General features: G+C 51.8%; 15 protein-coding genes. 7 read left to right on the top strand and 8 right to left on the bottom strand.

Annotation, left to right across the window (positions count from 1 at the left end; translation table 11 throughout):
* Positions 1-14 precede the first annotated feature (14 nt).
* Complete coding sequence (locus tag EHT87_RS00495) at positions 15-1055, top strand: hypothetical protein (protein ID WP_124902784.1); 1041 nt, start codon at positions 15-17, stop codon at positions 1053-1055.
* A 13-nt stretch (positions 1056-1068) separates the two neighbouring features.
* Here the strand turns inward: EHT87_RS00495 and EHT87_RS00490 are convergent, their stop codons facing one another.
* The 4 genes from EHT87_RS00490 to EHT87_RS00475 form a co-directional block, all read right to left on the bottom strand.
* Positions 1069-2766: an erythromycin esterase family protein gene (locus tag EHT87_RS00490; RefSeq protein ID WP_124902782.1), complete on the bottom strand. Its 1698-nt coding sequence runs from the start codon at positions 2764-2766 to the stop codon at positions 1069-1071.
* A 93-nt stretch (positions 2767-2859) separates the two neighbouring features.
* Complete coding sequence (locus EHT87_RS00485; protein WP_124902780.1) at positions 2860-3348, bottom strand: DoxX family protein; 489 nt, start codon at positions 3346-3348, stop codon at positions 2860-2862.
* A 48-nt stretch (positions 3349-3396) separates the two neighbouring features.
* Positions 3397-3780: a nuclear transport factor 2 family protein gene (locus EHT87_RS00480; RefSeq protein WP_124902778.1), complete on the bottom strand. Its 384-nt coding sequence runs from the start codon at positions 3778-3780 to the stop codon at positions 3397-3399.
* Positions 3781-3904: 124 nt separating this feature from the next.
* On the bottom strand, positions 3905-4507 hold the full coding sequence (locus EHT87_RS00475) for a Crp/Fnr family transcriptional regulator (protein ID WP_310587493.1): 603 nt from the start codon (positions 4505-4507) through the stop codon (positions 3905-3907).
* Between the two features lie 224 nt (positions 4508-4731).
* Here EHT87_RS00475 and EHT87_RS00470 point away from each other — a divergent pair, with 224 nt between their 5' ends.
* Together EHT87_RS00470 and EHT87_RS00465 are read left to right on the top strand one after the other, a co-directional pair.
* The gene (locus EHT87_RS00470; protein ID WP_124902774.1) at positions 4732-5592 is read left to right on the top strand and encodes a c-type cytochrome; all 861 of its coding nucleotides are present in this window, start codon (positions 4732-4734) and stop codon (positions 5590-5592) included.
* A gap of 35 nt (positions 5593-5627) precedes the next feature.
* Entirely contained in the window at positions 5628-6968 is a 1341-nt protein-coding gene (locus tag EHT87_RS00465; RefSeq protein ID WP_124902772.1) for a hypothetical protein, read from the top strand.
* Positions 6969-7025: 57 nt separating this feature from the next.
* Here EHT87_RS00465 and EHT87_RS00460 read toward each other — a convergent pair whose 3' ends face one another.
* Together EHT87_RS00460 and EHT87_RS00455 are read right to left on the bottom strand one after the other, a co-directional pair.
* A complete protein-coding gene (locus EHT87_RS00460; protein WP_124902770.1) occupies positions 7026-7370 on the bottom strand; it encodes a transmembrane 220 family protein in 345 nt (114 codons plus the stop codon).
* Between the two features lie 33 nt (positions 7371-7403).
* Entirely contained in the window at positions 7404-8177 is a 774-nt protein-coding gene (locus EHT87_RS00455) for a tetratricopeptide repeat protein (RefSeq protein WP_310587491.1), read from the bottom strand.
* 385 nt (positions 8178-8562) lie between these two features.
* On the opposite strand from EHT87_RS00455, the gene fsa reads away from it, so the two are divergent.
* Both fsa and EHT87_RS00445 read left to right on the top strand, forming a co-directional pair.
* On the top strand, positions 8563-9222 hold the full coding sequence (gene fsa, locus EHT87_RS00450; protein WP_124902768.1) for a fructose-6-phosphate aldolase: 660 nt from the start codon (positions 8563-8565) through the stop codon (positions 9220-9222).
* An 89-nt stretch (positions 9223-9311) separates the two neighbouring features.
* The gene (locus EHT87_RS00445) at positions 9312-9992 is read left to right on the top strand and encodes a cell division ATP-binding protein FtsE (protein ID WP_124902766.1); all 681 of its coding nucleotides are present in this window, start codon (positions 9312-9314) and stop codon (positions 9990-9992) included.
* Between the two features lie 53 nt (positions 9993-10045).
* Here the strand turns inward: EHT87_RS00445 and porX are convergent, their stop codons facing one another.
* Both porX and kdsB read right to left on the bottom strand, forming a co-directional pair.
* Positions 10046-11602: a T9SS response regulator signal transducer PorX gene (porX, locus tag EHT87_RS00440; RefSeq protein ID WP_124902764.1), complete on the bottom strand. Its 1557-nt coding sequence runs from the start codon at positions 11600-11602 to the stop codon at positions 10046-10048.
* 186 nt (positions 11603-11788) lie between these two features.
* On the bottom strand, positions 11789-12520 hold the full coding sequence (gene kdsB / locus EHT87_RS00435; protein ID WP_124902762.1) for a 3-deoxy-manno-octulosonate cytidylyltransferase: 732 nt from the start codon (positions 12518-12520) through the stop codon (positions 11789-11791).
* Between the two features lie 119 nt (positions 12521-12639).
* Between kdsB and EHT87_RS00430 the strand changes: the two genes are divergently transcribed.
* Entirely contained in the window at positions 12640-13479 is an 840-nt protein-coding gene (locus EHT87_RS00430; RefSeq protein ID WP_221621966.1) for a hypothetical protein, read from the top strand.
* Positions 13476-14525, top strand: a complete 1050-nt coding sequence (locus tag EHT87_RS00425; protein WP_124902758.1) for a LysM peptidoglycan-binding domain-containing protein — start codon at positions 13476-13478, stop codon at positions 14523-14525. The genes EHT87_RS00430 and EHT87_RS00425 overlap by 4 nt, the downstream gene beginning before the upstream one ends.
* Positions 14526-14599: the final 74 nt, after the last annotated feature.

The raw sequence follows: 14599 nt of genomic DNA, 5'->3' as shown, positions 1-14599 counted from the left end.
AACGGTTTCGTCCCATGCCTCATTTTTATGCCTTTTTCTGTCTGGTTTTCAGCTTACTATCCATTTCTGCCTCCGCGCAGAAAGCCGCACCTGACGCCAGTGAAAAACTCCTTTGCCGCCGGTTGAATTACCTGATGGCCCTCAAAAAACAGGTGGCCAAAGACCATTGGGCCGCTTATGGCAAGCGGACCGTTGAAAATGAAATCCGGTTTTATACCGAACAGGGTGTTTATCTGGTAAATCCGCAAAAACAGACCTTGGCTGAAACCCGTACCGAGTCCTGCCACTGTCCGGGTTTCAAACTCTTTCGGGTGAACGATTCGCTCAATACATCGTACCAGATGTTTACCAATTTTGCCGATGGCATTGCCGCCTGCAACGATGTGACGGTTTCCCGGCGGTATATTCCCGATGTTAAGGATACGGAAACCTGGGCGATGATGGTCGTTCATGAACAGTTTCACCAGTACCAGACGAATCACAAACCGTTTCAGAAACGGGCCATCGCCATGTTGTCGGGTGGGCAATACCTATCGCATGACAGCATCCGGGCGATTTACAACGCCAATCCGGCTTTCAAAAAGGCGGTTAATCAGGAGAATGATCTGCTGCTGGTCTGTTTGCAAACGGACCGTAAAACCGCCATCGATTCGATGTTAACCCAGCTGCTTCGCATCCGGAACGAGCGGCTGGCCTCCTATAAAAAAGCAACCGGTTTCGATTTGTCGGTGAAGGAAGAGTTCGAGCAGATTGCCGAAGCCGGCACCCGGTATATCGAATACCACCTTTCCAACGACTTCAAAAAATACCCGGTTGATCCACGGCTGGCGGCAGTCGATACCAGCTATCACGCGAACCGGGGTTTTGCGAACTACTCGCTCGAACACGAAGGCCAATACCTCTATAAAATGGGCGCGACGTATTATTACGCCCTCGGTTTCAACAGCATCCGGCTCGTCGAAAAATTGGGAATTCCGTTTAAAGACCGGATGTATGCGGAACCGGATTACAGTTTTACGAAGGTGTTTGAAGCGTATTTGAAGAAGCGGTTTTAAGTCTGTTGACAGATTAATCAAACGAAAACCGCATCATCGCCAGCGGGCGGGCCCGGCTACTGGTCCGGATGAAGATCATGCCGTCAAAGGCCTGCGCCAAAATCCGGGTGGTGGTATATTGGGCGGGCAACCATTTTTTGGAGAACATCGACCCCATCGAATACAGGTCTACTTCGCGTTTGGAAAGCCAGGAGGTCACCACCGAATCTGCCTGCGCCCGGCGCCAGTCGACGTAGCACTGCGTTTGCCCCGTTTGCTCGAAAAACCGCCCTAAATTGCCCACGGGAGCCGGGGCCACCGTGTGCTCTTCCCAGCCCGGTGAATCCGTCAGGTCCACGTCGTTGGATTGAAATTTCCCCTCATAAAACGTAAAACCAAACGCGTAGTAGCGATCGCCATACCGGCTTTTGAGGTGGCTTCCCATACTGGGAGAGGTCTCGAACAGGTAATCTTTGGCAATGTGGTTGTTGTGCGCCCAGATAACCATTTTGGTTCCTTTGGGCAATTTGGTATGCCAGTAAAAAATGTTTTCGGCCATGTAATAATCGCGCCAGTAGCCAATGGTTCCGGTCTGGGGAACATACGACAGCAGGTATTGAAGCAGAACCCGCAGGTGCTGCTGGGCGGTTTCGTAGTCAGTCTCGCCGGTTTTTTCAATAAACTGGCCCTGATTCATCACCAGCCCGGTTAGGAGCTGCCCGGTCTGCGCGGTCAGGGTTTTCAACGTTCCCTTCGTGGCGGAATCGGTGCGGAATGCCCAGTTCTGCGACTCGGCCCGCACGACCTGGCGCAGGAGGGTGTCGATTTCGGCGGATCGCTCCGGTTGTACCCGGCGAAAGTAGCGTTTGATGACACTCGCGCCGATGTCGTTTACCTGTAAATCGTAGCCGACGAATTGAATTTTCTGCCCCTCGGCCCGGCTTTGGTTGTAGGTCCGCAACCACTCGATCAGGTCCCGGACTTCCTCGGTACGCCAGGTATGAAATCCCTGAATCACCGTGGCCGTGTCCAGATTCCCCTTTCCGTTGAGCACATACTCGTTGATGTACTGACAACGGGCGTAACTGGCTTCAATGGCGAACGTGTTGAATCCCATCTGGGTCACCAGAAACTCCAGCAGGCGGTGTTTCATCTGGAAAAATTCGCGGGTGCCGTGCGTGGCTTCCCCTAGTCCAACGAAGTCAACGCCCGCCAGGGTTTGTTTCAGCGGTTGCAGATCGTCGAAGCCGTGGCCCGCCGTGACACTTTTGAGCGGATGGGCGTTCTGGCGTAACCAGCTGACGAATTGCTGCCGGTCCCGTTCCTGATTTTTGAGCAAAGCCTGATACGCTTTTGCGGGCAGCTTTCGGTTGAGCGTCAGCGTGTAGTTTCCTTTTCGCAGTTCCCCTTCTTCCAATTGCTTCACTTCCAGCTGATACGTACCCGACTGAGAAGCCTCAAAATCAATGGGTTCCGGCCCCTCCATACCATTCGGGGAGTCAATGGTACGGATCGGTTTCTGATCCGGACCAATCAGGGTAATGATCACATCGACGCCCTGTTGCAGCAATACCGCATCCACGTAGTCGCCCCGTTTGGCCGAGATCGAATACCGGTGTTTGTCGAGCTTATCGAGCGAGCGGACAATGGGAGCATTCAGCGTCAGGGGCTGTGTTTGGGCAAATCCGCAAACAGAAATCAACCCCAGAAACAGCAGTGGACAGGCTTTCATCTAGCAGCAGGGAAGTGAACGTAAGGAGCCATCAAAATACCTCAAAATCACGTACAACCCTATTCTTTTTAGGAAACGGTTCGCATACCGCACTTACCGCTCAGCGGTTTGCCACCCGCTTTTCGGAACGGCCCTCCCGTTCTTTGCCGTTAACAACCCGTCGATGGAATACCGTCCGCTGCCGACGATCAGCAGCGCCAGGCTCATGCCGAAAATGAGCAGATCCATTTCGTAGCCTTCACCTGGCTGGTTTCCGAACCAGTTCATGGAAAAACCGTACGGAAGGTGCGTCGTCAGCATGGCTCCCAGCATGACGGCAAACATGGCCAGCGCGTTCAGTCGGCCCAGAAACCCGACCAGCAGCCCAACGGCGCCAACCGTTTCGATGCCGATGGTAAGAAACCCGATGATCCAGGGAAGGTGAACCGTTTCGGTGAAGAATTGCATGGTGGCGGCAAACCCGTAGCCGCCGAAAAGACCGGCCGCTTTTTGCAAACCGTGATAGAGCATCACCGTGCCGAGCGGCAGGCGGAGCAGCAAACCCGTCAGGTTCGTATTGGTGGAAATGATTTGGTGTAACATCGCCGTAGGATGGTAATGAATTGATTAGTTGCTGTTTACTGGTGTGGCTTAGGCCGCCAGCTCCGGTTGGGGGGCCGCCACGGAGTCGTAAAAGAACTGCTCCCGGACAATTTTGTCGTCGCGCCAGTGCTGCACCGAAACCTGGGTGTAGTTTTTGACGCCCCATTCCTTGTGGGTATAATCATACTGCCAGACCACCATCGTGACGCCGTCGCCCGCGGCTACGTCCAGCACATGCAGGGTGCGCAGTTCCGACACGTTGCTATAAAATTCGAGTTCGCGCTGGCGGTTGGCGGCTTTGCCCACGGTGGGCGGCAGAGCGTTTTCCTGCATACTAACCTGCTCGTCGTAGTACTGCTCGAAAGCGTCCATCGCCCGGCCCTGCAATACGAGTTGATTCAACTGATTGATTTTGTTCAAAAGATTTTCCATGACTTTGTTTCGGTTTTGGTGTCGATTTTTTTGACACGACAAAGCTACGGCGACCCTGGGGTAGAGTTCCTTGATCTGGTTTAAGAAATAGCCTTGAACTGGTTTAAGAAAACCGCTGGTCCGGTTAGGGTTTGCGCGTTGTTTTTTGTTTGCGGATGCGGCTCAGGAATTCGGGCGTAAAGCCTAAATAGGAGGCAATCAGGTGTTGAGGCACCCGCTGGTCGAGGGCCGGATACCGCTCGAGGAAGTTCCGGTAGCGCTCCTCAGCGGTCTGGCTGATGGTGGCAATCACCCGCTGTTCGGCGGCTACGAACGCGCGTTGGCTCAGAATGCGAAAAAACCGCTCGAACTTCGGCACGCGCCGGTATAATTCATCGAGCGACGCCTGATCGATCTGGAGCAATTCCGAATCTTCGAGGGCGTCGGTGTTGTAAGCGGCCGGCGACTGCGTCAGAAAGCTGTAGAGATCGCCCGTCCACCAGTTTTCGACGGCAAACTGCACGACGTGTTCGCTCCCGCGCTCGTCCACAAAATACGTTCGCAAACACCCTCTGACCACGAATGAATCGAACTTACAGACGTCACCCGCCTGCACCAGATACTGCCGTTTGCGCAGCAGTTTATACCGGAGCAGCGACGTAAAATAGTCCGCTTCGTCGGGTTCAAGGTGGATCAACTGACCCACATGGGCGAGAATGGCGTCGTACATGGAAGCAAAGAAAATCAAAATTCAGCCTTTTTGTCACGCTTGATCGCCCTTTTTCTGCCGGCAAATCACACACTTCACCCCGCTTCCAAAGCGGTTTTACAAACCGGTTTTTCCGTTTCATCGGGTTCAGAATAGCGGTCCGCCAACAGACATTCTATTTTCGTAAGGTCTTCCACACAGAAGCTTATGACGTGTAAGACGCTGATTACGAACAAACAAGCACTCATTCCACACCAGAAGCCATGTTACGGAAACTACTAAAATGGTCGGCCCGCTTGCTGTTGCTGATGATCCTGTTGGCAATAGCCTACTACACAAAAGCCTGGATTGCGACGGAAAACCGACGTAGCCGACACTACGATGTCAAGGCGGATTCGCTTCGCCTTTCAGCCGACTCGGCCACTTTGGCGAAGGGCAAACGATTGATGACGGTGAAAGGCTGCGACGGTTGCCACGGAAAAGATTTGGGCGGCCAGGTGCTGTTCGACAAACCCGGCGTTGGTCGGCTGGTGGCCCGAAACCTGACGCGCGGCAAAGGCGGTTTACGCCCCGGTTTCGGCCCCGGCCAGTGGGCGCTTGCCATTCGCCACGGCTTGCGGCACGACCAGACGCCCCTGATTTATATGCCGTCGAACGATTACAACCAACTCGGTGAAAATGACCTGAAAGCGATCATTGCGTATGGGTCGCAAGTGCCTCCGGTCGACCACGAATTGCCACCGACCGAGATGGGTCCGGTCGCCCGCGTACTTACCGACCTGGGAAAAATGGAGCTATTTGCCGCCGAGAAAATCGATCATTCCCTGCCGCTGGCGGTCGATCAGCGGGCGGAAATTTCGGCGGCTTTCGGGCAATACGTTGCCACGGTTTGTACGCATTGTCACCAATCCGACCTGAAAGGTGGATCGAATGGACCGGCAGCGCCCAATATTTCGTCCACCGGCCGCAGCAGCAAATGGACCGACGAACAGTTTTTTCGTACGCTTCGCACCGGGATTCGTCCCGACGGTACGCACCTGAAACCGGGAATGCCCTGGGAAATGACCAAAGCTTTTTCCGACGTCGAGATGCGCGCCCTGCGGCTGTACCTGAAATCCGTCTGATCCGAAATCTGAATCTCACCAAACAACAAATGCGAATGAAAACTTTAGTATCGACGGCGCTGGTCGTCGCCTTGATCAGTCTGGCGGCTTGCCAGAAACCGGAACACGCCATCGAACCGCCCGATGAGACCACCGACAACGAACGCCCATCCCCTACCGCCCTGGGACAGCCCATTGGGTCGCCCGTGACAAAAACCGTTGGACCAGCCGGCGGTACCATCACCACGCCGGATGGCAAACTAACCCTGAACATTCCGGCGGGTGCACTGAGTAAAGAAACTCCGATCAGCGTTCAGGCGGTGGAAAATAAAGCGCCGAACGGTTCGGGTACGGCCTATCAGTTTGGTACTGAGGCCGTTCACCTGGCGCAACCCGTAACGGTGGAATACGCCTATGCTCCCGGTGAACTTTCGGGCGCCGTGAAAGGCAACGTGGGCCTGGCTCACCAGAATAAGCAGGGCGAATGGGGGCTGAGTCAGCTGGCCAAAGTAGACCCGGCAAAACGGAAACTGACGGCCCGCATCGCGAAAGTGAGTGACGAAGCCATTGCCTTTATTGAACAGTACCGGCTCACGCCCGCAGCCGATACGCTGGTGTACCTGCAGGAACGTGATTTTAAAATAGAATTCAGCTCTATGGGGTTCGGCGACGTATCGGAGATTGATGGAAAACCGGTGCTTGATAACTTTATAATACCGTTACCGGGCGCGGTACGCGATGCCAACGCTGTTGTCGTTCGTCGGTACGGCATCAACGGTGATCAGTATGGTTCTACCCGCGACGGGACGTTTGAACTGCTGAAGGATGCCGGCAAGAATCCAAATGCGCGAGCCTGGTTCACCTACCAGGCCCCAAGCGACGCGCCCAGTGGGAATCCGGTGGCCCTGTTTGTCGAACTGGAGCATGGCGGCAAGGAAAAACTCATGCTGGTATCGAATGTATACATTAAAAACCCGGTCGGTTTCCGCGTGGATGGGAAAGACATCAAGCCGGTGCGAGCCGCCGGAGCCATTACACCGGGTGCGTTGACGGTCATAGTAAGCCAGGACGCATCGACGACGTTCCGGAACCAACTCAGTCTGTTTGTCTATGCGCCCAAAGTGGGCAAGTTCAGTTTTAACTACGGGGACGCTGCGGCTGTATTGGTCTACGGAAAAAATACTGACTATAAGGAGTATGCCAGCTCTTACGTGGACAAGGACGGTAAAACCGTGTACATGGATGGCGAGATTATTCTGACGGAAGTAGACCGGAACAAGGGCGTGGTAAGCGGATCGGTGCACGGCACGGTCGTCCACAAAAAGTCTACGCCGGATGGCTACGTTCTTGAACCCGTCAAGATTACCGGAGAATTTCAGTGCAAATTAGGGTATTGATCAGGGCTATACCCCAACCGTCTGCCCTAAAACGGGGAGCGATAACCGGAGAGCCGGTTATCGTTTCCCCCGGGACAGCACCGCCAGAATAAACATGGCAACCGCACAGATGGCCAGCCCCCCGGATTCGCGGGCCAGTTCGATGTTGATGGTTTTCATCCCCATTTCATCGAGTAGAAACCCTTCGAATTTGGGGGGCCACCAGTAAATGGCCGATCCTAAATAGATAATGCCCGCTGCGATATAGAGCCACGGACGGCCCACAGCAGAGAAGGCCATGAAACTGGCAATGGCGGCAAACCCGTAGATCGGAATCCAGACCTGCGGATCCGGATCATTGTATTGAAAGGCGGCAAAGAGCACAAATAAAAGGCCAAATGTGATGGGAAGAACCTTGCGCATGGGGATCGGAATTTAGAGTTGGAGGAACGTCTTTTACTGGCAATATTCTGTTAAGTAGGCTTGTGCTTCCGCATACCCCAATTGTTTGGCTTGTTTTAAACTTAAACAGCCGTTTTCCCGCTGATTCATCATCACTTGCGTAACACCCAAGGCGTTGAACGCTTTCCCAAATTTAGTATTTAACTGCACGGTTTTGGTAAAATCAGTGAGTGCTTCGGGATATTCTTCCTGCTGAAACCGAATGTTGCCCCGGTTGAAATATGCCAGCGAGTTTTTCGGATCGAGCTGGATAGCCTGATTGAAATCGGATAAGGCCGAGGTCAGATTGCCGGTGGTGGCAAACAGTTGCCCCCGATCGAGGTAAATATCCGAGGTGTCGGGGGCCCGTCGGATGGCTTCGGCATAATCTTTCAAAGCCGCTTCGGTCTCGCCCCGGGCGGTTTTCAGCTTGGCCCGGTTGTAATACGGTTTGTAAAAATCCGGCTTCAACTGAATGGACTGCTCATAATCCAGCAGCGCATTTTCGTAATCTTTTAGTTCAAAATAAGCCACTCCCCGGCTGTTGAAAGCTTCAAAATTACCGGCATCCGCGTCGATGGCCTGATTCAACGGTTGAATGGCTTCCCGAAACTTACCCTGTTGCAATAAGGTGCGGGCTTCCGTTAGTTTAGCTTCCGACGATGTACAGGCCTGAACGGCTACCATAAAACATAAGAGAATTAAGCCGCCGACGGCTTTGCGCGTATTTTTTGTGGTCTTCAGAACACGGCGATAGCCCTGTATGGTGTTAAAAATGGTTTTTATCATGATATAGTCTCGAAATTGCTACAAAAGTAGCCACGGGCTTTTATTTTCCTGCATAAATCTGTACTTTTGCACCCGGCAAACAGGCACTACCAGCTCCTGCTGAATCCCCCAGGTCTTGACAGAAGCAAGGGTAGGTGGTCGTAGCGGTGAGATGTCGGTTTGCCTTTTTTTATTTTCCGGAAGCCCCACCGTGCTCACTCCTTTTTACGGTATTTTTCCTCCGGTCTGGTCGACCACGACCGACCTCCCTCCATCGACTGGATCTTCATCCGGACTCACGCCAGGCTTTTCGGATCGATCAGACGTAAGTTCTAAAGAATATCTTTACTTTTGAGGCAATTCTGACGCTCATCCTTTCTCGTATTTTCAGTTTAGAATAACTACTATGAAATTTTTCATTGACACCGCCAATCTGAAAGATATTCGCGAAGCCCAGGATCTGGGGATTTTAGACGGTGTAACCACCAATCCTTCGCTGATGGCGAAGCAAAAAATCAGTGGGAAAGATCGGGTTATGCAGCATTATAAAGCCATTTGCGACAGTGTCGACGGTGATGTGAGCGCGGAGGTCATTGCCACCACCTTTCATGAAATTATTGCTGAAGGTGAAGAACTGGCCGAAATCGACGATAAAATTGTCGTAAAAGTACCGATGATCAAGGATGGCATCAAAGCGATAAATTACTTCTCCGAAAAAGGAATCAAAACCAATTGTACATTGATTTTTTCGGCAGGTCAGGCCCTTCTGGCCGCTAAAGCCGGCGCGACGTATGTATCCCCCTTCATTGGCCGTCTGGATGATATTTCGGTGGATGGCATCGCTCTTATCGAGCAAATTGCCTTGATTTATCGGAATTACAGCTATTCGACTCAGATTCTGGCGGCTTCCATTCGGCATCCGATGCACATCATTCAGTGTGCCGAAGTGGGTGCTGACGTAATGACGGGTCCGCTGAGTGTTATTAATGCGCTTTTCAGTCATCCGCTTACGGACCTCGGTCTTGCCAAATTTCTGGCCGACCACAAGGAAGCAGCCGTTAAATAAGTTACGAATTAAGAGTTATGCATGAAGAGTTGGCAGACGCACTAATTTTAAACTCATCACTCTTAACTCATCACTCATCACTCAAAGTTATGTTTTCTACCGAACCCGTTCTGTCACTCAATCAGGCTGATATTTACCAGGGAGGCCGGATTGTCCTGGGGGATGTGACGTTTGACGTCAATAAAGGTGATTTTGTGTTCTTGATTGGCCGAACCGGTAGTGGGAAAAGCTCGCTGCTCAAGACGCTCTATGCCGATCTCTGGCTGCAATCCGGTACCGGACGTGTCGCCGGTTTTGGGCTGGAAAAACTAAAGCCGAAAGATGTTCCGTACCTGCGCCGGAAAATCGGCATCGTTTTCCAGGATTTTCAGCTATTTATGGATCGTAATATCGAAGAGAATTTACGGTTTGTGTTGAAAGCAACGGGATGGACCGACCAGGTTAAGATGAAAAACCGCATTTCGGAAGTGCTGATGCAGGTTGGTTTGGGAACTTTGCAGAAAAAAATGCCGCACCAGCTTTCGGGTGGGGAGCAACAGCGTGTGGTTGTAGCCCGCGCCATGCTCAACGAACCGATGATTCTGATTGCCGATGAGCCCACCGGAAACCTCGATCCGGCCGTCGGCGAACAGATCATGAATGTTTTTCAAACCATCAACAATTCCGGCACTGCCATTCTGATGGCTACCCACAACTACGATTTTCTGCGCAAATACCCGGCGCGGGTGTTGCGCGTCGAGGATGGAAAAGTGGTGGAGCAAGGGTTATGAATTAAGAATTAAGAGTTGGCCGTCCATGCGGTTGGCCAACTCTTAATTCTCTATCATTTTGGTTTTAAGTACACAAACGGAATGATCATTTCCTCCAGTGAAACGCCCCCGTGCTGGAATGTATCCCGGTAATAATTGACGTAGTAATTGTAGTTGTTCGGATACGCAAAGAAATAATCTTCGAGGGTAAAGACGTAGGCCGTTGAAACGTGAATCCGGGGCAGGAAGAAATTTTCCGGTTTGCGGCAAACGAACAGGTGATTGTCGTCAAATCCGAGGTTCTTGCCCTGTTTGTAGCGTAAGTTGGTATTCGTATCCCGGTAGCCAACAATTTTGGCCGGTTTCTGAACCCGGATCATACCGTGGTCGGTGGTAATGATGAGCCGACCGTTTTTCTCCGAAATTTTCCGAACCAGTTCCAGCAAGGGCGAGTGGCTAAACCAGGAACGCGTGATGGAGCGATAAGCGGCTTCATCGGGCGCCAGTTCCTTAATCATGGCCATGTCCGTCCGGGCGTGCGACAGCATATCCACGAAGTTATAAACGATCACGTTCAGATCGTTCTGCATCAGATTGCTGAAGTTGTCGACCAGATGTTTACCCTGATTGGTGTTCAAAATTTTGTTGTACGAAAACCGGATGTTCAGCCGGCTGCTATCGATCTGGCGTTTCAGAAACTGATCCTCGTTGTTGTTCAAACCAGCTTCTTCGTTGTCGTCATTGACCCACAGATCCGGATGTTTTTTCTCCATTTCACTCGGCAACATGCCCGAAAAGATGGAATTCCGGGCAAAAGCCGTCGTGGTCGGCAGAATTGAATAATAAGACGATTCTTCTTCCACCGTAAAATACTCGGACAGAATCGGCTCGATGACCTTCCACTGGTCATAGCGAAGGTTGTCGATCAACACGAAGAAAAGCGGGTTATTCTGTTCGATCAACGGGAAAACTTTCTTCCGCATCAGCTGGTGGGACATGATCGGCTTGTCGGCTTTCGGATCATTCAGCCAGTCCTCGTAATTGTTCATCACGAACTTGCAAAACGTCGAATTGGCTTCACTTTTCTGCATGTTGAAGACTTCGCCCATGCTCTTATCCTGCGCGCCGTCCAGCTCTAATTCCCAGAAGATGAGCTTTTTATAAATATCGACCCAGTCTTCAAAATCGACCCGATCGTTATACAGCATCGACAGATTCCGAAAATCCTGCTGATAGCTCTGGTTCGTTTTTTCGGTAACCAGCCGCTTGTTATCGAGTATTTTTTTAACCGACAGCAGAATCTGGTTGGGATTCAGCGGTTTAATCAGGTAATCGGCGATTTTAGAACCGATGGCCCCTTCCATAATGTGTTCTTCCTCGCTCTTGGTAATCATCACAACCGGCAAATTGGGCCGCATTTGCTTGATTTGCTGGAGCGTTTCCAGACCCGTCATACCCGGCATCATTTCGTCCAGAAAAACCAGATCGAAATTCTCCTGATCCACTTTTTCGAGCGCGTCGGCCCCGCTGTTCACGGGCGTAATCGTGTATCCTTTGTTATTAAGAAACAAAATATGGGGTTTCAATAAATCGATTTCGTCGTCAGCCCAGAGGATGGAATAATTTTGCATGATACGGTATTGTGTGGTTTGATTGACTAGTTTATGCTAGTTCAACTTGGTAACGAGTTAAACTGTTTAGGTGGTTCGATTTTAACAGTATTTAACATCTGGTCCTAATCAAACCGCTTCAGGAAAGTTAGCTAATTCAAGTATTTGACTATCATTCAGTTCCGTTGCCGGATGATTCTTATCGCATTACCGCCCTTCCAACCGCTCCAAATCTTCCGGCGTATCGATTCCGTAACTATCCAGTTCCGTCACGACACACCGAATCCGGTAGCCGTTTTCGAGCCAGCGGAGTTGTTCAAGGGCCTCAGCTTTTTCCAGAAGCGACGGCGGCAACTGCGTAATCCGGGCCAGAATGTCCGCCCGATAGGCATAAATTCCGATGTGTTTATAAAATGTGTGGTGCTGTAACCAGTCTTCCAACGGCCATCCGCGCAGATACGGCAGCGTCTGGCGGCTGAAGTACAAAGCCTCTTGCCGACTATTCAGCACGACTTTGGGCGTGCTTGGATTGACTAAAACCGCCGGATCTTCAATTTTTTTTACCAACGTGGCCAGTTCCGCGTTGCCGTCCAATACCGATGCGAGTAAATCAATCTGTTCGGGCTTGATAAACGGCTCATCACCCTGAATATTAATGACATAATCCATCTTTCCTCCAACAATCTGCATCGCTTCGAAACAACGATCCGTGCCGCTCTGGTGGTTTTCGGAGGTCATGATCACGTCTCCTCCGAACGAACGAACGTGTCCGGCAATGGCTTCGTGGTCGGTAGCCACCACCACACGGCTGAGCGATTTTGCCTTCCGGGATTGCTCCACCACGCGTTGAATCATGGTTTTGCCACCAATATCAGCCAGGGCTTTGGCCGGGAAACGGCTTGATGCGTACCGGGCCGGGATAATTCCGAGGATATTCATTCGTTGATTTTCGGTATTTTTGGCGCAAGATACTCTGAACTCGGCTTACACGGGAATAATTGGAGTGTTGATTCTTGCAATGATGACAATTCAGAATGGCCGACGCAAACCAAAACCTGTTGCCTTTAGCGTTCCAACTCCAGTTTCCGGACCCCGTTTGGCGGCTGGTTTTTGAACAGGTTGCTACCAGTCCCGGCCTTTTTGTTGCCGAGTTGCGCAGCCGGGAATCCCAACGTCTGACCCTGGTAACCGTTGAACTACCCCACGGAAAAATCCGGTTCGAAACCAACCCGCAGCTGCCGTTTCACTCGTCGCTGCTGGGTGTCTGGCAGGGCCACGCTTTATACCACCGCTTTGATAATACCCGGTTACCGGTTCCGACGGCCCTCGGGAATGTGAACCTGGAAACCGGTCGGACCCGTTGGGAATGGCCACAACACGCCTTTACCGGAGCCGATGCCGAACTCGTTTGGGCACAACGGGCCTCGTTGACCGATACCGCAACAACGCCCGTGGCTGTCTTTCGGCTTGCCGATGGCGAACCCGTTGAAACCGCTGAAAATACACCGGTAGTTAGCAATTCCCGTCTGCATTTTCCCGTTTCTTACACGGTGTCAAGTGCCTGGCGGCCGGTAATCGACCGGTTTATCAAAAAACATACGTCTCACGAAACCAGTGGAGCCGTCGATTATTTAGAACTTGGCGATCAGTTAATTTTTTCGTATCATTATCGTGAAACAAACGATCAGCTACGCACATTCCTGTTGATCATCGACCGTCTACAAACGATCTGGTTACACCAGGCAACCGGCGAGGACCTCGAAACCGCCCGGCCGCTCTCCGAATCGAACGCACTGCCGTCGGTCGGAAACGGTTCTTTCTGCGTCTGGCAAAACCAGATTCTCTTTCAACCCACTTCAAATTGTATTACCAGTTATTATCTGAAACCATTGCCATGAAGCGACTGTTGCCGCTGTTAGTAACTGGCTGGCTGACCAGTATCAGTATTCAAGCCCACCCCATCCTGCCCGATTCGCTCGGTATGGAGAAAAAAGACGGTAAATTGTACGTACTCCACCGGGTGGAACAGGGTCAAACGCTGTATTCACTCGTTCGGAAATACAACACAACCGTTCAGGCGATCAAAGACGCCAATCCGGGTATGACCGACAATTTCAAATACGATCAGGTGGTTCGCGTTCCGGCTGGCAATCTGTCCCGAAAAGAAGAAAAAGCGGTTACCAAAGCCCTGAAACAGGAAGAAAAAGAGCTGAAACGGGAAGAGCGTGAAGTGAAACAGGAAACCGTTAAAGAAGCCAATAGCGGTATTCACCAGGTCGAGCCGGGACAAACGCTGTATAGTCTGGCCGCCCGGTACGGGGTTTCGATGGAGGATGTCCGCAAGTGGAATAATCTCCCGGCCGATCATATTGTGAGTGGTCAGGCCCTGATCGTGTCCGAGAAAGCGTGGCGGGTTCGGGAGCCATCGGCCAAACCCCAGACGACCCACCGGTCCGATTCGTCAGCCGAAATTTCGCGAACGTCCCGAAATGATTCCCCAAAAACCGAACGCCCGGCCCCTCCGCGGACGGCTTCACCCCCGCGCGAAGAACCGGCCCGGCCCGCCGAAACCGAACGGCCCACCACCGAGCCCCCATCGTCGGCTCCCTCGGAACCCCGCATCATTCGCCCTGGCGACACCGGCCCGCTTCCAAACCCGGGTGGCAACGCCCGTCGGGTTTCCGAAATCGGAATGGCTGAAATCATCGAATCCTCCAACAACTCGAACAAATACCTGGCTCTGCACCGAACGGCACCCATTGGAACACTCGTTTTGGTGCGAAACGACATGAATCAGCAGTCGATCTGGGTAAAAATAATCGGGCGACTCCCCGCAACGAGTGTCAACGACAAAGTGATCGTCAAGATCTCGGCCCGTGCTTTTGAGAAACTTTCTCCGGTCGATCGGCGTTTTCGTGCTGAGGTTAGTTATTTAGTACCTTGATTTAATGGTTAAATGGCTGAATGGTTAAAAATGGTTGGATAGCCTTCTTTTAAAACCATCTTTTCTGCCATTTT

This window comes from Larkinella knui, assembly GCF_003858645.1.
Lineage (GTDB): Bacteria > Bacteroidota > Bacteroidia > Cytophagales > Spirosomataceae > Larkinella > Larkinella knui.
This window is presented reverse-complemented; position numbering and strand designations above follow the sequence as displayed.

What these genes read in the sequence shown, in the direction of transcription:
- EHT87_RS00445 (WP_124902766.1), top strand. Translation starts at nt 9,312, where the DNA reads ATGTTTTCTACCGAACCCGTTCTGTCACTCAATCAGGCTGATATTTAC.
- EHT87_RS00465 (WP_124902772.1), top strand. Translation starts at nt 5,628, where the DNA reads ATGAAAACTTTAGTATCGACGGCGCTGGTCGTCGCCTTGATCAGTCTG.
- EHT87_RS00490 (WP_124902782.1), bottom strand. Translation starts at nt 2,766, where the DNA reads ATGAAAGCCTGTCCACTGCTGTTTCTGGGGTTGATTTCTGTTTGCGGA.
- EHT87_RS00460 (WP_124902770.1), bottom strand. Translation starts at nt 7,370, where the DNA reads ATGCGCAAGGTTCTTCCCATCACATTTGGCCTTTTATTTGTGCTCTTT.
- kdsB (WP_124902762.1), bottom strand. Translation starts at nt 12,520, where the DNA reads ATGAATATCCTCGGAATTATCCCGGCCCGGTACGCATCAAGCCGTTTC.
- porX (WP_124902764.1), bottom strand. Translation starts at nt 11,602, where the DNA reads ATGCAAAATTATTCCATCCTCTGGGCTGACGACGAAATCGATTTATTG.
- EHT87_RS00495 (WP_124902784.1), top strand. Translation starts at nt 15, where the DNA reads ATGCCTCATTTTTATGCCTTTTTCTGTCTGGTTTTCAGCTTACTATCC.
- EHT87_RS00425 (WP_124902758.1), top strand. Translation starts at nt 13,476, where the DNA reads ATGAAGCGACTGTTGCCGCTGTTAGTAACTGGCTGGCTGACCAGTATC.
- EHT87_RS00455 (WP_310587491.1), bottom strand. Translation starts at nt 8,177, where the DNA reads ATGATAAAAACCATTTTTAACACCATACAGGGCTATCGCCGTGTTCTG.
- fsa (WP_124902768.1), top strand. Translation starts at nt 8,563, where the DNA reads ATGAAATTTTTCATTGACACCGCCAATCTGAAAGATATTCGCGAAGCC.
- EHT87_RS00480 (WP_124902778.1), bottom strand. Translation starts at nt 3,780, where the DNA reads ATGGAAAATCTTTTGAACAAAATCAATCAGTTGAATCAACTCGTATTG.
- EHT87_RS00485 (WP_124902780.1), bottom strand. Translation starts at nt 3,348, where the DNA reads ATGTTACACCAAATCATTTCCACCAATACGAACCTGACGGGTTTGCTG.
- EHT87_RS00470 (WP_124902774.1), top strand. Translation starts at nt 4,732, where the DNA reads ATGTTACGGAAACTACTAAAATGGTCGGCCCGCTTGCTGTTGCTGATG.